The organism is Haemophilus paraphrohaemolyticus (assembly GCF_002015045.1).
Lineage (GTDB): Bacteria > Pseudomonadota > Gammaproteobacteria > Enterobacterales > Pasteurellaceae > Haemophilus_A > Haemophilus_A paraphrohaemolyticus.
On the sequence record NZ_MUXX01000003.1, the window covers coordinates 70319 to 89324 of the forward strand.

Below are 19006 nucleotides of genomic sequence, written 5' to 3' on the forward strand. Positions count from 1 at the left end.
AATTATGGAAAATTTGACTATTATAGCCTGAAATAGCCAAAATTTATAGGAAAACAAGCGGACGATTTTAGGGAAAGTTTTGCAAATCAATGAGCTAAACTCACCAATTTTTGCTGAATACGTTCAGGGATTTTGTGCTCAATCTGCTGAATGGCATACTCAATCGCATAGAAAAAAGCATTAGCACTCGCTCCACCATGACTTTTTACCACTACTTTTGATAAGCCAAGCAAAGTCGCCCCGTTGTGTCTATCTGGATTGATTTCTTGTAACTTGCGATAGTAACGATACAAAAACGCCTTCATAAAGAAATTTTTGACCAACGAACAGAGAGGCGAACCCTCTTTTTCTTTATGCAAAGAGATGATATTTTTCGCGGCACCTTCCAATGCTTTCAACGCCATATTGCCGCTAAAACCATCGCAAACAATCACATCCGCCAAATAATTCATCAGCTTATCGCTTTCAATAAATCCGCGATAGTTGATGTCATAACGTCTGTGCAGAATCTTGTTTACGTCTCGCAATACTTGCGTACCTTTGCTCTCTTCCGTGCCAATGTTAAGCAAGGCGAGACGAGGATAAACCAAGCCTAAAATGGTTTGGGCAAAAATATTGCCCATTTCAGCAAATTGCAAAAGTTGCTTTTGATTAACCTCGACATTCGCCCCTAAATCGAGCATCACGGTAGATTTACCATTCATGGTTGGAATAAGCGAAGTGAGTGCTGGGCGATCAATATTCGGCAGAGGAGCAATCAATAATTTTGCCAAACCAAGTAGAGCACCTGTATTACCACCACTTACACAGCCATCAGCTTGCCCATTAGCAACCGCTTCAATAGCTAAACGCATAGAACTGTTTTTGCTTTGACGCATCGCCACTGAAAAAGGGACTTCAGAATCAATGGTTTTGTCTGTATGCTGAAATTGAATGCGAGATTGCAGTGTTTCAGGAAAAGTTTGCAGAATTGGAGCAATTTGTTGCTGATCACCAAATAAAAGAAAAGTAAGCCTTGGATTGGATTCCAGTGCTTTTTGTACGGCGGGCATAGTAATACGGGGACCAAAGTCCCCGCCCATCACATCTAACGCAAGAGTTAGATGATTCAAGTTAAACCTCTAAAGGAATTACTTGTTGATTACTTTACGACCACGGTAGTAACCGTCAGCAGTAACGTGGTGACGTAAGTGAGTTTCACCCGTTGTTTTATCTACTGATACTGCAGCAGTTGTTAATGCATCGTGTGAACGACGCATATCACGACGTGAACGAGATTTTTTATTTTGTTGAACAGCCATTGGCTATACTCCTAAGTTAGTTCTTTTTTAAATTAGCTAATACAGCGAACGGGTTCGGTTTTTTCGCCAGTTCTTCAGGCAATTCGCCAAAAACCTGTTCCTGCGTGGACACTTCACAGTGTGCAGCATCATGCATCGGGACTAGAGGCAATTCAATGATAAACTCATCTTCAATCATATCTAGTAAATTTACTTCGCCAAACTCATTGGTTTCAATCGGCTCATAAATTTCGGGCAAATCGTCCGCCTGATCCATATTTGACACTGGACTGAAACAAAATGTGCAGTCGAGCGTTTGCGTAAATGGGTTACCACAACGTTGGCAGTCAAGCTCCACATCAACTGTCACCGTGCCTTTAATCACCACGAGTTTTTGAGGATCAACATATAACGAGAGAGTAACTTGTGCATCGCTTAGCACGTGACCAACAGATTCACCCAAACGGATCAAAAGGTTCTTCGGAAAGTAGCCTTGGTAATCCATTCGACGCTGAGCGTCTTTATATGGGTCAATTGTTAGGGGTAGTTTTACCTTTTGCATAGGGTCGATATATTACAGATAGAACGTCAAATAGTCAAAAGGAAAATCGGCTTTTTTAACAAAAATAGACTAAAAGATGCTCTACTAACAGGGTAGTTTCTATTTTATTTGAAAAGAACTAATAAATGTTATTAAAGCAGATTTCTGCTGTTCAGACAGATTTACGATCATGTTTAATAGAACTTCATCTAACATTGTTTTCTGAGTTTCATCACCTACACCATATCTTAACCATTCTGGTTTAACTAACAACCATTCTGACAATGTTTCTATTTTATCCATTGAGGGTATCGCCAATCCATTTAGCCATTTATGCACAGCTTGCTGTGTTACTGGTTCATTAGGATGTCGTAGATTAAATTTAGTTGCTATTTCACTTGTCTTTAAATTATGCATAGCCATTGCTGAAAGAGCTAGTTTTAAACGTGCACTAAATTTTTCTTTTTCACTTAATATTTTCATAATGAAAATAATTATGACGAAATCCAAAAAGATCTTGTAAACCATTTAGGTTTTTATATAAACTGTATTGGTTTATATATTTTCATTTTAGGTTTCATCTATGCATCATTTTGGATTTCCTTTCGAGGTTTTGGTTGTTTTCTTCTGTGCAATTTTATTCTCAATTTATATTGACTTAGTTTCTCACCGACATAGTAAAGAAATTACCGTAAAAAATGCCGCGCTTTGGTCAATTTTTTGGATTTCATTGGCATTATCGTTCTACTTTTATCTTTATTTCCGCTTTGAGCCGGAATGGGCAGATCTCTATCTTGCCGGTTATGTACTTGAAAAAAGTTTATCCATTGATAACTTGATGGTATTTGTTGCGATCTTTACATCTTTTGGTATCAAAGATCACCTTCAACACCGTATTCTTTATTGGGGAATCTTAGGCGCATTGATTTTCCGAGCTATTTTCGTTGTGATTGGAACAGGATTATTTGCCGCCAGTCCTTGGATTGGATTTATCTTTGCTGCATTTGTACTTTGGAGTGGTTGGAAAATGTTACGAGGCGGAGATGATAATGAAGAAGAAATCGAAGACTATACTCATCACTGGAGTGTTCGTTTGGTAGGGAAAATAATGCCTGTTTTCCCAAAACTAGTGCAAGAAAAATTCTTTGTAAAAAATAACGAATTAAATGCAGATCAAATAGTTTCCGTTACTCGTCAAGGTTTTCGTTACGCAACGCCTGCATTTTTATGTTTAATGGCTATTGAAACATCTGATGTAGCATTTGCCTTTGACTCAGTACCTGCTGTTATTGCTGTTACTCAAGAACCATTACTCGTTTATGCTGCAATGATTTTCGCGATTCTAGGATTACGTAGTCTCTATTTTATTCTTGCTGCACTCACAAAATATCTTGTTCACCTCGAAAAAGCTGTCATTGCCTTATTGTTCTTTATTGGTATCAAAATGGGAATTCAATCTTGGAATCATGCGGTATTTGATACAGGTATTCATATTCCAGCAAACGTAAGTCTTTATATTGTATTAGGTGTTTTGCTAATAGGAGTTATTGCTTCATTTATTTTCCCTGACAAAGAACAGGAATAATCTATATGGTTACTAAAAAATTAATACTACTTTCAATCGGTTTAATTTCCATTAATACAATGGCTAATCAATATTATGTTGCCCCACCAACATCTTCTACGAGGGGGCATGTTCCGGTTATTAGTGATGAACAAATGGAGAAATGTGTTGAAATCTATAACCAATCAAAATGGTTAGGTGATTCACTTCAAAATACTTATGTTGATCAATATTCGAGTGCATCAGTAAATGCTTATAACCAAAAAATAGCTCAACATTCACAAATGATAAATTGGTTTAATCAAAATTGCGCAGGAAAACAATCACGTTCTGCTTGTGAAGCTGCAATGGAACTAAATCGTAAAAATGGGATACCAACACAAAATTGTTATTAGGAGAAATTTATGCGTCGTTTACCTGTTTATTTATTAGTCGACACTTCTGGCTCAATGATGGGCGAGGCTATTGAATCTGTGCGTAATGGTTTACAAATGCTAGTTTCTGCATTACGTCAAGATCCTTACGCATTAGAAACGGCTTATCTATCTGTGATTACTTTTGATAGCAAAGCCAAACAAGTTACACCACTAACGGAGCTAATGAGTTTTCAGCTTCCAACTATTGAAGCATCAGGCTTAACATCAATGGGCGAAGCACTCTCATTATTAACAGATTGTATCAACCGTGAAGTACAAAAAGGCTCAGCCGAAGTAAAAGGTGACTGGAAACCAGTTGTTTTTTTACTTTCTGATGGTGTGCCAACAGACGATCTACAAAAGGGAATTAATGCATTGAGAACCGTGAAAACTGGCACCTTTGTGGCTTGTGCGGCAGGTGCTGGAGCAGATACCAATGTATTAAAACAAATTACAGAAAGTGTAGTATCATTAGATACCGCAGATGCTAACTCTATTAAAGCCTTCTTTAAATGGGTATCTGCTTCTATTTCTGTATCAAGTCAAAAAGTAGATCTCAACAAAAAAGATGTAGGCGGATTAGGTGAACTTCCTCCACCACCAGCAGAATTAAATATTGTTTTATAATTTAGGTGGTTAGTAGATATGTCTAGAAGACTACTCACTTATATTTGTATTGATACATCAGGCTCGATGAAAGGAGAGCCAATCGAAGCAGTGAATGTTGGTTTGCAATCACTGCTTTCCGCCTTACGACAAAATCCTTATGCATTAGAAAGTGTGTATCTCTCCATTTCAACATTTGATACGCAAATAAAAAATGTGCTGCCATTAACCGCACTTGAAGATGTGGTATTGCCGACCATTAGTTGCCCTGATAGTGGGGCAACCTTTCTTGGCAAAATGTTAGAAGAAATCTCACAAGCGGTTAAAAAAGATCGTATTCTTGCTACATCTGAACAAAAAGGCGATTGGCGACCGATTTTAATTTTACTCACAGACGGAAAACCTTCCGATACATTAGCTTATGAACTCGCCATTCCACAAATTAAAGCCTTAAATTTTGGCAACATTGTCGCTTGTGCAGCAGGTCCAAAAGCGGATCCAAACATCTTAAAAAAATTAACGGATACCGTGGTATCACTCGATACAATGGATGCAAATAGCTTTGCACAGTTCTTCCAATGGGTTTCTGCTTCAGTTGCTCAAACCAGCGTCAGTATGGGCTCAACAAGCAATGATCTCCCTCCTCCACCTGATGAAATCACTGTTGTATTTTAGGAGAAATTATGCGTCGTTTACCTGTTTATCTTGTTGTTGATATCTCCGAAAGTATGGCTGGCGAAAATCTTCGTCAAATGCAAGAAGGCATTAGTCGCTTGGTTAATCAACTTCGCCGTGATCCTTACGCGTTAGAATCTGTTTATCTTTCTGTGATCGCATTTGCTGGGGCGGCTGGTACGCTTGCACCATTAACGGAATTAATGAGTTTTTACCCACCTCGTTTGCCGATTGGTTCTGGAACATCTATTGGTGCAGCACTGAATCATTTAATGAATTCTTTAGAAAAAGATATTGTGCGTAGTACGCCAGAGAAAAAGGGGGATTGGAAACCATTGATTTACATTATGTCAGACGGTTCGCCAACAGATGATCCTACACAAGCTATTTCTCGCTGGAAATACCATTTTCAAAATAAGGCGAAGCTAATCAATATTGGCATTGGTAAATTTGCCAACCTTGATACATTAAGTGCAATTAGTGATTTAACCTATCGACTAGATGATGAAGATATAGAAAAAGTTTACCGTGCTTTATGTGAATCTGTTGCGGATTCCATTCTAAGTCAAAGTCGCTCGCTGGGTGTGGAATTGCCTATATCACTGAATAAAGAAATTTTAGAAAGTGGTGCGATTTCTTTGATTAAAGAAAAAGAGCAAGCGGTCGCTTTAGATGAAAATTATGCAATCATCGTAGGTAAATGTAGCAAGGTGAAATTGCCTTATTTAATGAAATATGAACGGCTTGAAAACAGTCCGCTTGATAATGCGATTTTTCAATATGTTGGTGTTTACCCTGCTGAAAAAGATTACGTAGATTGGTCTGATCATCGCCCAAATTACAGCAAAATTTCTACCTCACAATTATGGGGTGGTGGCGGTTGCCCCCATTGTGGAGCTGCTTTTGGTTTGTGTATGTGCAACTGTGGGCAAATTTTCTGTGCTAACGGCGAAAAAGAAGTCGTCTGCCCTGGTTGTAATGAAACCTTGTATTTTAATGATGAAGCCGACGGTGCTGATTTTGATATTACGCGTGCAAGGGGCTAGGGATGAATGCAACCGAACAATTAGAAAAAATAAAATCTTGGTTAAATCAGGCTGATGAAAAATATCTTGATGCCTTTGCCAGTCAAAATCAGACATTAATATCCCATATTTGTGAAATATGGCAACGTTTTCAGGAAGCTAAAAACATAACATCATTGGAAAATAATATGTTGATCATTCAACCAACAGAAACAACACCAGTATATAAAAAAGATCTCATCATTACATTGCCAAATGCAAAACAAGATGAACCTTATTTTTACCAAAAAACCAATGATTTCCCTACAATTCAATCTCTAAAAGTCGAAGAGGACCTTGGATTAGCTTGGAATGTAGAAGCGCAAGCATTAGATGGTGTACCGATAAAGAGCGGTGAATTTTTACTGACTTTTCAACTTACTGACGGTAATACAGTACACTCAACCCTTTTTATCAATCCTAATCCAAAATATTTATGGAAGAACATTCCTTCCGATAAAAATAGCCGTTTTTGGAAACCAGATAGTGCAAGTAGCCAGATTTCCACAGACTTAGGACAATTAATCGCAGCACGTATGCGCGGACGTACTCACGCAATGAAAGGAACATGCTGTGATGATGATTTTACTATCGGCTATCACGAGAAATCAAAATTTCATTTCATTGCTGTTGCCGACGGTGCTGGAAGTGCAGAATTTTCTCGTCAAGGCTCAAAACTAGCTGTAGAGGCCGCAAAAGATAAATTTTTTGAGTTACTGAATATTGAAGGTAAAGACTACCAAAAACTTTCCCAAAAAAACGAACAAGAACTCGCTTATATTACCAAAGTGATGTTTAAAGAAGCGGTTCAAGCCGCTTATCTTGCCCAAGAAACAGCGGCAAAAGATTATGTTATTGAACAGAAATCACTTTCTTGCACATTACTGCTGGCGTTTACATTACCTTTAATCGATGGAAAATGGTTCACTGCTTGTTATTGGGTGGGAGATGGTGCAGCTGCAATCTTTGATCCCGCTATACAAAAAATCAAATTATTGGGTGAAGTTGACTCAGGACAATATTCAGGTGAAACCCAATTTTTAACCTTAGCTGAAGCCAATGCGGAAAAAATCACCGCACGTATTTATACAGATATTCGTGATTATCCTCCAATCCTGATATTAATGACAGATGGCGTTTCCGATCCTAAATTTCATAGTGATGTACAGCTTAACACCTTTGAGGCTTGGCAAATCTTTTGGCAAGAATTACGTGAACCATTACAAAAAGAACAACCAGAAAAAGCCTTAGAGGAATGGCTAGATTTCTTCTCAAAAGGAGAGCACGATGATCGCACTTTAGCGATGTTTATTCCGCAGTCAGAATGGCAGGGAATGACTTATACATCAATGAGCAATGAAATCTTGAAGGAAGAATCAACAATAGTGAATGAGATAGTTCTACAAGCGGCTGAAAATAATCAAGAATTTGCTAATGAAAAAGTCAGAACTATCAACATTACTCAGAACAATGAAACAAAAACAATCACGCTCCAGAAAGCAAGTGACATACCACTTCAAAAAGGAACTGAATAATGGGTAAAGTTATCACGCTCACTGCAACAAATGGTGAAACTATTCAATTTGTTGATGAAATCAAAGCCCAAGGCGGAATGAAAGATGTGATGTTCTCACCTAATAAAGATTATGTTGTTGCATTCTTCCGTGAACCTGCTGATCTTGCCACGAAAGAGCGGTTAGAAATGATAACAGGAACTTACCGCGAAAAGATCTTTAATCAAGAAGGTGGCGAATATCTTAAAAAATTATTCTGTTGGCCTACCGCTGTAGTGGAATATCAAGGCAAGCTCGGTGTGGTTAGCCCTTTTTATCGTGATTGCTTTTTCTTCCAATATGGTAGCCGTAATAACGATATGTTAGGCATTAAAGGCAAAGATAAAGACGGTAAATGGTTTGCTAGTGCTTCTAATCGAAATAAATTCCTTGACCCAAGAGAGTTAGGCGATTGGATGTTGCATTTGAAAGTCTGCTTGATGCTGGCCCGTGCCGTTCGCCGTATGCATATGGCTGGATTAAGTCATAGTGACTTAGGTTACAAAAACTGTTTAATCGACCCAACAACGGGTCAAGCGAGCTTGATTGATATTGACGGTTTAGTAGTGCCAGGGAAACATCCGCCAACTGTTGTGGGAACACCTGATTTTATTGCACCTGAAGTAGTGGCAACACAACATTTAGATAAAAACGATCCTAAGCGTAAGTTACCTAGCCGAACTACGGATTTACACGCGTTAGCAGTGTTAATTTATATGTATTTACTTTATCGCCATCCACTTCGAGGTGATAAGGTTTTTGATATGAATGATAGCCAGCGTGATGAAGAATTAGGAATGGGAGAACAGGCGTTATTCATTGAACACCCAACCGATCATTCTAATCGTATAAAAGTAGGGAATGTTAAACCTAGCGAACTGCCTTGGAAAGACACACAAAAAATGCCTTATTCCATTACTGGACCTTATTTAAGCGAATTATTTAAACGCGCCTTTATTGACGGCTTGCATAATCCTATTGCTCGTCCGACAGCAGATGAATGGGAACAGGCATTAGTAAAAACAGTAGATTTGCTTCAGCCTTGTCAAGGCGCTAATTGTGAACAGAAATGGTATGCTTTTGATAATTCTAAATCTCCTAAATGTCCGTTTTGTGGCACAGCACATCAAGGTAAATTGCCCGTGTTAAATTTATATTCTGCTGCACCAAATGGTAGTTATCGTCCTGATAATCACAGAATTATGGTCTACAGCGGACAATCACTTTTCAAATGGCATTCAGATAATCGTATTTTCCCGAATGAGAAATTAAAAGTGGAAGATGCAAAACGCATTGGATATTTCGTGTTATATCAAGGAAATTGGTGGCTTGTGAACGAAAATCTGACTGATATGGTAGATGTCAATACTAAACAATCTATTCCTATTGGTGGAAAAGTGAAACTCGAAGAAGGTGCCAAAATTCTTTTGAAAAAAGGCGAAGGCGGACGGCTTATCGTTGTTCAAATGACTGGTGCATAAGATTTATTAACCTAATAACAACTGGAGAATTATAATATGGCAATTTCATTAACCAAAGGTCAAAACATTTCATTAAGTAAAACCGATCCAAGCTTAAAAAATGTATTGGTTGGTTTAGGGTGGGATGCTCGTTCAACTGATGGGCAAGACTTTGACTTAGACGCAAGTGTATTTATGGCAACAGAAAATGGTAAAGTGCCTTCTGATAGACATTTTATTTTCTATAATCAATTAGTTTCACCTTGTGGTGGTGTAGAGCATACTGGCGATAACCTAACCGGTGATGGAGATGGTGATGATGAAAGCGTGATCGTTTGCTTAGACAAAGTGCAAAGTAATATCAAATCACTTTTTATTACTGTAACTATTCACGATGCAGAAGCTCGTCGTCAAAATTTTGGTCAAGTCAGCAATGCATTCGTACGTATTGTTAATAATGATACTAGTGATGAAATTGTTCGTTTTGATCTTTCTGAAGATTACAGCACCGAAACAGCAATGGTGTTTGGTGAAATTTATCGTCATAACGGTGAATGGAAATTTCGTGCAATTGGTCAAGGATATACAGGGGGATTATATTCACTTTGCCAACAATATGGTGTAAATGTAGGTTAATTGGAGTGAAAAATGGTTTCATTAAATAAAATTACTTTAGAAAAAAAAGGTGATTCGCATAAAATTGATTTATCGAAATCAACTGATCAGCAAATTACTATTAACTTAAATTGGACTCAACAAAAACCCACTGGTTTCTTCAGTAGCTTATTTAATTCAAATAAAGAGATTGACTTAGATCTTGGGTGTTACTGGGAGTTACAAGATGGAACAGCTTCACTTATTGACGGTTTGCAATTTTCCCAAGGTCGTGGCGGGTCAAGAGAACGTCTAACACGCCAAGGATGTTACAGCCAAGCACCTTGGGTATGGCATTGTGGAGATGATCGGAATGGCAGCTCAGCCGAAGGTGAAAATATTTTAGTCAACCCAAAAGGTATCAGAGATCTACGTCGTTTGGTTATCTATTGTTTCATTTATGAGGGGGCTGCTAAATGGGCTGAGTCTGATGCAGTGGTAACCGTTAAAGTGCCTAACCAGCCTGAAATCGTTGTTGAAATGGGGAAACAAACTGATCCTCGCACATTCTGTGCGATTGCAAGCATTGACTTTGATGATTCTCAGATGTCAGTTCGTAAAGACATTAACTTCTTTAATGGGCATGCAGATTGTAGCCAATATTATGGCTGGGGATTTGAGTTCTCGGCTGGGTCTAAATAATATTTAATAAAATAGCGGTTAAAACTTTTTAACCGCTATCATTACATAAGTCCTTTTTACCCACAAGATGTTCAAATTTTACCTATCGTGTTTCTATTCTATTTTTTGACAAAACATAAATTTCTTGGAAAAATTTCTCTGAAGTAATAGCCAAAAGCCATTAAAACTGATAACGTTATTTCAGCTGAAAATTATTCTTATTTAACAGATAGAGATTACAATGTTATTTTCCGTCCTCTCCATTATTTCTTATTGTACCGCCCTGCTCTGGATTGCTCCTACATTGGCAAACATTGAAAACCAAAATAGTGATAAAAAACCGAACATCAAAGCCGTTTTTTCTATTGGCTTGCTTGCCGTTGCTTGCCACTTTATTAGCACCTCGCAAGAGCTGTTTTTAAGTGAAGGTCAAAATTTTACGCTTGCCAATGTAAATGCATTGATGAGCCTATTATTAAGTGCTTTTGCAACCTTTACATTGCTCAAATGGCGAACCATCTGGTTTCCGTTGATGATTGTTTACACTTTCGGGATCTGTAGTGTGACAGTAAGCCTAGTTGCAACAGGAAATTTCACCAAAAATATTTCCGAGAATGCAGGCTTAATTTTCCATCTTGGTATCGCTCTGTTCTCTTATGCCCTCTTTTTCTTAGCGTTGATTTACGCCTTACAACTTAAATGGCTCGATCGTAAACTCAAAAGCAAAAAACTCTTTTTCTGTGCCATGCTGCCACCATTGATGACGGTTGAGCGCCACTTTTTCACGCTCACCCTTGCAGCACAAGCAATGCTCACGGTTGCCTTGGTGACAGGAATGATCTATCTGCACAATTTCTTTGCTCCTGAGCAAGTGCATAAAGCCATCTTCTCTTCATTAGCTTGGATTGTCTATGCGGTGCAACTGCTTGGACAGTGGAAATTCCGCTGGCGTGGAAATCGGGTGCTTATTTACTCAATTTCGGGTATGATATTACTCACAATCGGCTATTTTGGTAGCCATCTGGTGAAATAACCAGAACGGTAAGCGGTTGAATTTATTTTGTTTTTTGCAAAATGTTAAGAAAATTTAACCGCTTGAACATTCACGAACATAGGAAATTTATTTTGGACAGTATCCCCCTGAGTACGCTTTTTATCACGCTTGCCATTCTTTTAGCCCTCTCGGCATTCTTCTCTGGCTCTGAAACAGGGCTAATGTCACTTAACCGCTACAAAATGAAACACCTTGCCGAACAAGAGCATAAAGGTGCGATTTTAGCCAGCAAACTGCTTGAAAAAACCGACGTTTTATTAAGTTTTATCTTAATCTGTAATAACCTTGTAAACATTGCTGCCTCAGCGATTGCAACCGTTATTGGTATGCGTATTGCAGGCGATGCGGGAGTTGCTGCGGCGACAGGTATTCTGACCTTTGTGATGTTAGTTTTCTCTGAAATTCTGCCGAAAACCATTGCTGCAATTTACCCTGAGCGTATCGGCTTTTTTGTTAGCTACATTCTTGTTCCACTGAAAAAAATCATCCTACCATTAGTCTTTTTGATGAACTTAATCATCAACGGCTTAATGAAGCTCTTCCGCATTCATAAGGATGAAAACCAAGGCTTAAGTGCAGAAGAACTGCGTGGTGTAGTGCTTGAAGCAGGGAAATTTATTCCAACCGAACACCAAGAGATGCTAGTTTCCATTTTGGATATGGAAAAAGTGACAGTCGAAGACATTATGGTGCCTCGCAATGACATTGGCGGAATTGACATCGACGACGACTGGAAAGCGATTATGCGTCAGCTCACAGGGGCAGCGCACGCCCGCGTGGTGATCTACAAAGGCAATATGGACAAAAACGTGCTTGGGATGCTCCGCGTGCGTGAGGCGTTCCGCTTAATGTTAGAGCGAAATGAGTTCACTAAAGAGATGCTGATTCGTGCTGTGGATGAGGTTTATTTCATCCCTGAAGGCACATCGCTGACTACGCAATTGATGAACTTCAAAGCCAATAAAGAGCGTATCGGCTTGGTGGTCGATGAATATGGTGACATTAAAGGCTTAGTCACGCTAGAAGATATTTTAGAAGAGATTGTCGGCGAATTTACCACTTCAACCGCCCCAACATTGGAAGAAGAAGTCAAACAACAAGCCGATGGCACAGTGATTATCGAAGGCTCTGCAAATTTACGCGACTTGAACAAGCTATTTGGCTGGCAACTGCCTGTGGATGAAGTCCGCACCTTCAACGGTTTAATCCTCGAACACTTAGAAAAAATTCCTGATGAAGACACGGTGTTTGAGTTGTATAACCTGAAAGTTACCGTATTAGAAGTGGCGGATAATATGGTGAAACAAGCGAAGGTTGAGCCTTTAATAGATTCTGAAGAATAAAAATAAGCGGTTGAATTTTTGTAAAACATTGCAAAAATCCAACCGCTTTTTAGTAGATACAATAAGGGCGTGAACTTACATTCACGCCCTTTCTATTGTTCAGCTTCTAGCTATTTTGTTTCAGCTACATAAGCTTCTTCATCGCGTTCACCTAATGGTTTAAGCATTGTGAAGAAAAGAACGATACATACAACTGTGGTTGCTAAACCTAAGTATACAGACAATTGATAATCTAAGTGGAAACCAATTGGGTTGTAGTATAAGTAGGTTGCACATACAGTTGTGATAAACCATGCTGGAATTGAAGCTACCCAGTGGAATTTATGGTAACGGTATAAGTATGCCGCAGCTGTCCATAACATTACCATTGCTGTCATTTGGTTTGCCCAAGTGAAGTAACGCCATAAGATACTAAAGTCAATAGTTGACACAAAATAACCTAATACGAACAACGGTATTGCGATATATAAACGTTTCGCTAATGAGCGTTGATCAATATTAAAGATTTCCGCTAATTGTAAACGAGCGGCACGGAATGCTGTATCACCTGAAGTAATTGGTAATACAACTACACCTAATACTGCAAAAATACCACCAATGAAACCTAAGAAGTGTAACGAACTATCGTATACTACTTTAGATGGTGAACCTGCAGAGATTGCATCTTGTAACGCTTGTGGGTTTTCATAGAATGCCAAGCCAACCATACACCAGATTAATGCGATAACACCTTCAGTAATCATTGCGCCGTAGAAAATGAAGCGACCTTCTTTTTCATTCTCTGCACAACGTGCCATTAACGGGGTTTGCGTTGCGTGGAAACCAGATAACGCACCACAAGAGATGGTTAAGAATAAAAGTGGCCAAACTGGAACATTACCTTTCACTTGGAAGTTTTGAGTGAATTTAGCCCAAGTTAAACCTTCGCCATCTGCATTGATAGTACGGAAGAATTCAATTGGATCGGTTGCACTAAAGTGAGCAGAAACTAGCCCATAGACCATTCCTAAAGACATAAAGAGCAATAACGCACCGAATAACGGATAGATGCGTCCAATGATTTTATCAATTGGAAGTAATGTTGCGAGAATATAGTAAGCAAAGATGATAAATGTCCAAACGGCAATAACAGTTGCTTTATCCATACCCCAAACTTTAATCCCCCCCGCTTCAACAGCTTGGTGAACAGCTTCTGCATCACCCAATTGTAATGCACCTTGTGAAGCACCAAGTACATCCATGGTGATTGTACCCATCAATTGTGCCGGGCTTGCTACGAATACCACACCCACTAATAAAAGAAGGATAAGTGCCAATGCGTTGATGAATACTTTAACAGGGCGACCTAAGAATTTACCCGCCAAATATGGCATTGTTGCCCCACCATGACGGATACTTAACATACCGCAGAAATAGTCGTGCACTGCACCTGCGAAAATACAGCCAAGTACGATCCAAAGCATCGCAACAGGTCCATATAACGCACCAAGAATAGGGCCAAAAATTGGGCCTGTTCCCGCAATATTTAATAATTGAATAAGCCAAATTTTCGTTTTTGACATTGGCATATAGTCCACACCATCATTAACTTGATAAGCGGGCGTTTGGCGTTTCGGGTTAATTACGAAAATTTTTTCGATAATTTTGCCGTAAATAAAGTAGCCAAGCACCAAAATGGCTACACAAAAGAAAAACCACAACATAACGTTATCCTAGAATAAAAAAGTTAAATTCTGCCTAATTGGCAGTACATAATTTTAGTTATTTGTATGTTAAAAGTAAATTAAATTGCCAAAGAGTTTATAAAAAGTGTGAAACACTTCACATTTTTGTTGAAAATGCGAGCAAAACTTGATTGTTTAATGGAGGGATATGTTAAGAAAAGAAAATGGGGAGCATCAGCTCCCCTATTTTTACATCGCGTAAGTCACGACTTTCACAACTTTAGAAACACCGCGTACATTACGAGCCACTTCAGCTGCAGCATCAGCCTGTGAATGCGAAAGTGTACCTAGCAAAAATACCTCGCCATTTTCGGTAATGGCTTTAACCTCGGTAGTCTTCACTTCGGCATTCAAAAGTAATTTTGATTTCACAGTCGCAGTAATCCAACTATCCATCGCAATTTGAGAAGTACCAATCTTTTCGCCCGTGCGAATTTCATTAACAACTTCTTTTACGCCATCTACGCCAGCGGCGATATTTCTTGCTGTTTCAGCAGCTGTATAATTCGGCACTTGCCCTATCAACAACACTTTTCCATTATAGGAAACCACATTGATGCGAGCTTCTGTTTTTAGCTGGGCGTCATTGTTTAGATTATGCGCAACTTTCTCTTCTAAAATCTCATCATCCACTTGTGTGCCTGTTGAGCGAGGATCCGTTGCTACTTTGCCCGCAACCGCAGCCGTAGTTACAACAGCCGTAGTAATACAGCCTTGTAGCGAAAGTAATCCAGCGCCAAATAAAATGGTTGTAATACTCTTTTTGATTAATGTTTTCATAATACTATCCTTAAGAAAAAAGTAGATGATCAACTAACTCGCAAAGCAAATTCACACAGAACAAATGCCCTTCAATAACACGAGCTTCATTCATCGATGGAATAGCAATTTCAATATCTTCTTCATCCAGCAAGCCTTGCGTATGCTCATTAAGATTGCTAGTAAACACAATAATATCCAAGCCTTCACCTTTTGCAAAATGGATCGCATTTAAGACCGCTTCTTCATTACCAAGGGGAGAAAAGCAAACGAAAATATCGCCTTCACGATACACAGCCTGCAGCTGTTTTTGATAGAGCAAATCAAACTCATTGCGTTGAACTGCTACCCCTGCCACCGTGCCTGTTAAGTCTAATTGCACAGCATAAAGCGTTGGGCGAGCCATCTCATATTGATGCAATAAATGGCTGACCAATAACTGCGCATTACCGTAAGAACGCCCGTGCCCGCAAACAATAATTTTATTGCCACGCAACAAACAGCCTTGCATCTGTTTTGCTGCTTGTTCTAACTTTGCGGGCAATAATTCGGTTGCGGCAATTTGGAGTTGGATACTTTCGGTAAAGCTATTTTGGATTTTTTCTAACATCATAATGTTGGCATTATCCTAAAAAATTGGGTAACCAAAGAGGCGGATTATCTCCCTCAAAGGCAACCACATCGAAACGGCATTTTGCGGTGTCTAAACTCTGCTTACGCTTAGTAAATAACCACATATTCGCTGCATTGAGCCATTTCTGCTGCTTGCGATAATCGATACTTTCCACCGCACTACCAAAGCGGTTCGATTTACGTTGGCGAACTTCTACAAACACGACAGTATCGCCATCTGCCATCACTAAATCTAACTCGCCACATTTAAAAGTCTGGTTAGCTGCAATGAATTTCAGCCCTTGCGTTTCTAAATAAGCTCGGGCTTTTTGCTCATAAAGCGAACCTTGTGACCGCTTGTTACTGAGCTTGCTCAACAGCACCATTGTGATATTGCAACCAAGATAAATTGCGCTCGATATTACAATTTTGTCCTGCACTTAACACGCCAGTTAAGCCAGACACTTTATAACCAGGGATTTTACTTAACTCATTGAATTTATTTGCCAAAGACCATGCATCCGCACCCATTGCGTATAAACGCATTTTGGCAAAATCACCCGCAGATAAGTTCGCTGATTTTTTGTATTCATCTGAATTTGAATCAGCTAACAGCGGAATTTCACTGAATTTCACACCTTCCATCGCGGTATAAAAATCAGCATCATTCGTTGGCGAATTGGTGCGTGAAGAGGTATAAATCGCCAGCTGATCTTTTAATGGCGAAGCGTCGATGCCTTGTTTAATTAACACCACATCATCAGGCGAACCTAGCAGATACAAACCACCTTGCGTGATGCCCGCACTTAAAATTGACGCAATCGCATCTTCGGCAGAAGAGTAATAACGCACATCCGCATCGTTACCTGTGAGCTGACGCCAACGTTGGGCGAAAGTATCGCCTGAACGTTGTCCTGCATCGCCTTGCGGTACGGAAACAATCACATTGCGTTTACCTTCATTATAAATACGATCTGCAGCCGCTTTCGCTTCGGCTTCTGGTGCTAAGCCGTAGTAGCAAACTTGAGGAATCGCTCTCACATTTGGTGTCGCATTTAACGCCAATAAATTCACATTGTTAAGCTCTGGGCTACTTAATGCCGCATCCACATTCTCTTTCAACAATGGACCAACAATCGTGCTTGCCCCCTCTTGTTTCGCTTGTGCAATCAGACTATTAACATCCGCTGCTGCGGTGTCGTAAAAACGCACCATTGTGCCATCATTGCCGCGAGCATCATTAAAGCCTTTTTGCACCAACTGCCCCAAAATTTGTGCATCACCACTTAACGGTAATAACACTGCCACGCCATTAAGCTGCGTTTGTTGGTAACTTGCTACATTTTGTAACTCAGCTGGCATCACATTGACCGCACTATGATTTGGATATTGTGCCTTCCATTGATTCAACGCCTGTTGCATTTGTGACGGATTCATCACATTTTGATTGTAAAGCGAAATCAAGGCAATCCAACCTGCAAATTCGACTTCGCCCGCTTGCGGTTGAGCTTGCTCAATCCCGCGATTAGCCTTTCTAAGTGTATTCCAAATAATATCGTTATTCTCTTGGCGAGCTTTGTTGTCAAACAAATAGCTATTCATCAACGAACGAGCTCGAACAATTTCTTCCCCATTTTTATGGTTTTCCGCTACTTGAGCTTGGGTTTGGTAAACACGCAACATTTGAGCCTGACTAAGCGGTTCATTTTTCGCATTATTTTGCAAATTTCTCAAACCGTTTAAGGCTTCATCATTTTTTCCTTGCAATGCCTCAAGTTGAGCAGACACTAACGCATATTCTAATTTTTGCACAGGGTTTTCTTGAATATCTTTCATAAATGGCGTAAGCTCATTTAACGCATCTTGTGCCTCGTCTGCTTTATTTTCTTCCACCAACTTACGCACCGCCAAAAGCTGATAAGAAACCTTATCTTCTTTCTCTTTTGCTTGATCTGCTTTGTTAATGTAAAACTCAGAGCTTGCATACGCCTCATTTTTCATTGATTCCGTCACTAAATTAGGCGAACTACAAGCTGCCACTAAAAGAGCCACAAGAGTTGGGACAAAAACGGTTTTCATTTTTTGTCGAAGTGCTACTGCCATTTTATTCTCCCTAAAATGCATAAAAAAAGTATAATGCGGTAATTTTTTAAATCTTACTTATCAAATATCTGAAAATCAAATGAAAAACGAACAAAACGGCATTTTATATATTGTTGCCACCCCAATTGGTAATTTAGGCGACATCACTCAGCGTGCATTAGACACCTTCGCACAAGTCGATTTAATCGCCGCTGAAGACACCCGCCACAGTGGATTACTTTTAAGTCACTACGGCATCAAAAAGCCTTTTTTTGCCTTACACGACCACAACGAACAACAGAAAGCATCTATTTTAGTCGAGAAATTAACCAAAGGCGAAAATATCGCCCTGATTTCAGATGCAGGCACACCGCTGATTAGCGACCCTGGCTTTCACCTCGTTCGTCACTGCCGACAAGCAGGCATTCGTGTTGTGCCTGTAGTCGGTGCTTGTGCTGCAATTGGCGCATTAAGCTGTTCAGGCATTGCCTCAGACCGTTTTTGTTTCGAAGGGTTCTTGCCCGCCAAAACAAAATCACGTTGCGATAAATTAGAAGCCTTAAGTGAAGAGCCTAGAACGCTGATTTTCTACGAATCAACCCACCGCATTTTAGACACACTTGCGGATATGCAAAAAATCTGGGGTTCAGACCGCTATATTGTGATGGCAAGAGAACTCACTAAAACGTGGGAAACCATTCACGGTGACACGCTCGGCAACTTAATTGAATGGCTGAATGAAGACAACAACCGCACTAAAGGCGAAATCGTTCTGATTGTGGAAGGCAAATCCGAAACCGAAGAGGAAAGTTTTAGCCCACAAGCGGTCAAATTATTTCGACTTTTAACCAACGAAATGCCAATGAAAAAAGCCGCAAGCATCGTGGCAGAAACCTTTAGCTATAAGAAAAATGCCCTTTATCAGTTTGGTTTAGAAAATTTTGCAAAATAGGATAAAAAACACCCGCTTAGATTTAACCTCAAGCGGGTGTTTTCTT

At 39.5% G+C, this 19006-nt stretch carries 21 protein-coding genes; 12 read left to right on the forward strand and 9 right to left on the reverse strand.

The window, feature by feature from the left end; genetic code table 11:
- Window positions 1-86: 86 nt before the first annotated feature.
- From plsX to B0184_RS02620, 4 genes are all read right to left on the reverse strand, one after another.
- Window positions 87-1112 (reverse strand): phosphate acyltransferase PlsX, encoded by a 1026-nt coding sequence (gene plsX, locus B0184_RS02605; RefSeq protein WP_005709491.1) that lies wholly within the window; start codon window positions 1110-1112, stop codon window positions 87-89.
- An 18-nt stretch (window positions 1113-1130) separates the two neighbouring features.
- Window positions 1131-1301 (reverse strand): 50S ribosomal protein L32, encoded by a 171-nt coding sequence (gene rpmF / locus B0184_RS02610; RefSeq protein ID WP_005598552.1) that lies wholly within the window; start codon window positions 1299-1301, stop codon window positions 1131-1133.
- A gap of 16 nt (window positions 1302-1317) precedes the next feature.
- Entirely contained in the window at window positions 1318-1842 is a 525-nt protein-coding gene (gene yceD / locus B0184_RS02615) for a 23S rRNA accumulation protein YceD (RefSeq protein ID WP_039851545.1), read from the reverse strand.
- Between the two features lie 99 nt (window positions 1843-1941).
- Window positions 1942-2304, reverse strand: coding sequence for a transcriptional regulator (locus tag B0184_RS02620; protein WP_005709442.1), 363 nt, complete (start codon window positions 2302-2304; stop codon window positions 1942-1944).
- 100 nt (window positions 2305-2404) lie between these two features.
- Between B0184_RS02620 and B0184_RS02625 the strand changes: the two genes are divergently transcribed.
- The 11 genes from B0184_RS02625 to B0184_RS02675 all read left to right on the forward strand — a co-directional run bounded on the left by B0184_RS02625 (window position 2405) and on the right by B0184_RS02675 (window position 12831).
- Complete coding sequence (locus tag B0184_RS02625; protein WP_005709553.1) at window positions 2405-3406, forward strand: TerC/Alx family metal homeostasis membrane protein; 1002 nt, start codon at window positions 2405-2407, stop codon at window positions 3404-3406.
- Between the two features lie 5 nt (window positions 3407-3411).
- A complete protein-coding gene (locus B0184_RS02630) occupies window positions 3412-3780 on the forward strand; it encodes a hypothetical protein (RefSeq protein WP_039851547.1) in 369 nt (122 codons plus the stop codon).
- Window positions 3781-3789: 9 nt separating this feature from the next.
- Window positions 3790-4428 (forward strand): vWA domain-containing protein, encoded by a 639-nt coding sequence (locus B0184_RS02635; RefSeq protein ID WP_005709530.1) that lies wholly within the window; start codon window positions 3790-3792, stop codon window positions 4426-4428.
- An 18-nt stretch (window positions 4429-4446) separates the two neighbouring features.
- A complete protein-coding gene (locus tag B0184_RS02640; RefSeq protein ID WP_005709454.1) occupies window positions 4447-5082 on the forward strand; it encodes a vWA domain-containing protein in 636 nt (211 codons plus the stop codon).
- Between the two features lie 8 nt (window positions 5083-5090).
- Window positions 5091-6128, forward strand: a complete 1038-nt coding sequence (locus B0184_RS02645; protein ID WP_005709527.1) for a TerY-C metal binding domain-containing protein — start codon at window positions 5091-5093, stop codon at window positions 6126-6128.
- A 2-nt stretch (window positions 6129-6130) separates the two neighbouring features.
- Window positions 6131-7681 (forward strand): PP2C family serine/threonine-protein phosphatase, encoded by a 1551-nt coding sequence (locus B0184_RS02650; protein WP_005709424.1) that lies wholly within the window; start codon window positions 6131-6133, stop codon window positions 7679-7681.
- A complete protein-coding gene (locus B0184_RS02655) occupies window positions 7681-9180 on the forward strand; it encodes a helix-hairpin-helix domain-containing protein (protein ID WP_005709556.1) in 1500 nt (499 codons plus the stop codon). The genes B0184_RS02650 and B0184_RS02655 overlap by 1 nt, the downstream gene beginning before the upstream one ends.
- Window positions 9181-9216: 36 nt before the next feature.
- Window positions 9217-9795, forward strand: coding sequence for a TerD family protein (locus B0184_RS02660; protein ID WP_005709452.1), 579 nt, complete (start codon window positions 9217-9219; stop codon window positions 9793-9795).
- A gap of 12 nt (window positions 9796-9807) precedes the next feature.
- Window positions 9808-10455: a TerD family protein gene (locus B0184_RS02665; RefSeq protein WP_005709392.1), complete on the forward strand. Its 648-nt coding sequence runs from the start codon at window positions 9808-9810 to the stop codon at window positions 10453-10455.
- Between the two features lie 220 nt (window positions 10456-10675).
- Window positions 10676-11467, forward strand: a complete 792-nt coding sequence (locus tag B0184_RS02670) for a cytochrome C assembly family protein (protein WP_005709390.1) — start codon at window positions 10676-10678, stop codon at window positions 11465-11467.
- Window positions 11468-11559: 92 nt separating this feature from the next.
- Window positions 11560-12831, forward strand: coding sequence for an HlyC/CorC family transporter (locus tag B0184_RS02675; RefSeq protein WP_005709515.1), 1272 nt, complete (start codon window positions 11560-11562; stop codon window positions 12829-12831).
- Window positions 12832-12941: 110 nt separating this feature from the next.
- On the opposite strand, the gene B0184_RS02680 is transcribed toward B0184_RS02675, so the two are convergent.
- The 5 genes from B0184_RS02680 to B0184_RS02700 all read right to left on the reverse strand — a co-directional run bounded on the left by B0184_RS02680 (window position 12942) and on the right by B0184_RS02700 (window position 18029).
- The gene (locus B0184_RS02680) at window positions 12942-14534 is read right to left on the reverse strand and encodes a carbon starvation CstA family protein (protein ID WP_005709506.1); all 1593 of its coding nucleotides are present in this window, start codon (window positions 14532-14534) and stop codon (window positions 12942-12944) included.
- A 210-nt stretch (window positions 14535-14744) separates the two neighbouring features.
- Window positions 14745-15335 carry a division/outer membrane stress-associated lipid-binding lipoprotein gene (dolP, locus tag B0184_RS02685; protein WP_005709376.1) on the reverse strand — a complete coding sequence of 197 codons (591 nt, stop codon included), beginning with the start codon at window positions 15333-15335 and terminating at the stop codon, window positions 14745-14747.
- A gap of 10 nt (window positions 15336-15345) precedes the next feature.
- A complete protein-coding gene (locus tag B0184_RS02690) occupies window positions 15346-15924 on the reverse strand; it encodes a D-sedoheptulose-7-phosphate isomerase (protein WP_039851578.1) in 579 nt (192 codons plus the stop codon).
- Between the two features lie 13 nt (window positions 15925-15937).
- Window positions 15938-16312, reverse strand: a complete 375-nt coding sequence (locus B0184_RS02695; RefSeq protein ID WP_039851551.1) for a YraN family protein — start codon at window positions 16310-16312, stop codon at window positions 15938-15940.
- Window positions 16287-18029 carry a penicillin-binding protein activator gene (locus B0184_RS02700; protein WP_005709475.1) on the reverse strand — a complete coding sequence of 581 codons (1743 nt, stop codon included), beginning with the start codon at window positions 18027-18029 and terminating at the stop codon, window positions 16287-16289. The genes B0184_RS02695 and B0184_RS02700 overlap by 26 nt, the downstream gene beginning before the upstream one ends.
- 79 nt (window positions 18030-18108) lie before the next feature.
- Between B0184_RS02700 and rsmI the strand changes: the two genes are divergently transcribed.
- Complete coding sequence (rsmI, locus tag B0184_RS02705) at window positions 18109-18960, forward strand: 16S rRNA (cytidine(1402)-2'-O)-methyltransferase (RefSeq protein WP_005709381.1); 852 nt, start codon at window positions 18109-18111, stop codon at window positions 18958-18960.
- Window positions 18961-19006: the final 46 nt, after the last annotated feature.

What these genes read in the sequence shown, in the direction of transcription:
- rpmF (WP_005598552.1), bottom strand. Translation starts at nt 1,301, where the DNA reads ATGGCTGTTCAACAAAATAAAAAATCTCGTTCACGTCGTGATATGCGT.
- yceD (WP_039851545.1), bottom strand. Translation starts at nt 1,842, where the DNA reads ATGCAAAAGGTAAAACTACCCCTAACAATTGACCCATATAAAGACGCT.
- B0184_RS02620 (WP_005709442.1), bottom strand. Translation starts at nt 2,304, where the DNA reads ATGAAAATATTAAGTGAAAAAGAAAAATTTAGTGCACGTTTAAAACTA.
- B0184_RS02625 (WP_005709553.1), top strand. Translation starts at nt 2,405, where the DNA reads ATGCATCATTTTGGATTTCCTTTCGAGGTTTTGGTTGTTTTCTTCTGT.
- B0184_RS02630 (WP_039851547.1), top strand. Translation starts at nt 3,412, where the DNA reads ATGGTTACTAAAAAATTAATACTACTTTCAATCGGTTTAATTTCCATT.
- B0184_RS02635 (WP_005709530.1), top strand. Translation starts at nt 3,790, where the DNA reads ATGCGTCGTTTACCTGTTTATTTATTAGTCGACACTTCTGGCTCAATG.
- B0184_RS02640 (WP_005709454.1), top strand. Translation starts at nt 4,447, where the DNA reads ATGTCTAGAAGACTACTCACTTATATTTGTATTGATACATCAGGCTCG.
- B0184_RS02645 (WP_005709527.1), top strand. Translation starts at nt 5,091, where the DNA reads ATGCGTCGTTTACCTGTTTATCTTGTTGTTGATATCTCCGAAAGTATG.
- B0184_RS02650 (WP_005709424.1), top strand. Translation starts at nt 6,131, where the DNA reads ATGAATGCAACCGAACAATTAGAAAAAATAAAATCTTGGTTAAATCAG.
- B0184_RS02655 (WP_005709556.1), top strand. Translation starts at nt 7,681, where the DNA reads ATGGGTAAAGTTATCACGCTCACTGCAACAAATGGTGAAACTATTCAA.
- B0184_RS02660 (WP_005709452.1), top strand. Translation starts at nt 9,217, where the DNA reads ATGGCAATTTCATTAACCAAAGGTCAAAACATTTCATTAAGTAAAACC.
- B0184_RS02665 (WP_005709392.1), top strand. Translation starts at nt 9,808, where the DNA reads ATGGTTTCATTAAATAAAATTACTTTAGAAAAAAAAGGTGATTCGCAT.
- B0184_RS02670 (WP_005709390.1), top strand. Translation starts at nt 10,676, where the DNA reads ATGTTATTTTCCGTCCTCTCCATTATTTCTTATTGTACCGCCCTGCTC.
- B0184_RS02680 (WP_005709506.1), bottom strand. Translation starts at nt 14,534, where the DNA reads ATGTTGTGGTTTTTCTTTTGTGTAGCCATTTTGGTGCTTGGCTACTTT.
- dolP (WP_005709376.1), bottom strand. Translation starts at nt 15,335, where the DNA reads ATGAAAACATTAATCAAAAAGAGTATTACAACCATTTTATTTGGCGCT.
- B0184_RS02690 (WP_039851578.1), bottom strand. Translation starts at nt 15,924, where the DNA reads ATGTTAGAAAAAATCCAAAATAGCTTTACCGAAAGTATCCAACTCCAA.
- B0184_RS02695 (WP_039851551.1), bottom strand. Translation starts at nt 16,312, where the DNA reads ATGGTGCTGTTGAGCAAGCTCAGTAACAAGCGGTCACAAGGTTCGCTT.
- B0184_RS02700 (WP_005709475.1), bottom strand. Translation starts at nt 18,029, where the DNA reads ATGGCAGTAGCACTTCGACAAAAAATGAAAACCGTTTTTGTCCCAACT.
- rsmI (WP_005709381.1), top strand. Translation starts at nt 18,109, where the DNA reads ATGAAAAACGAACAAAACGGCATTTTATATATTGTTGCCACCCCAATT.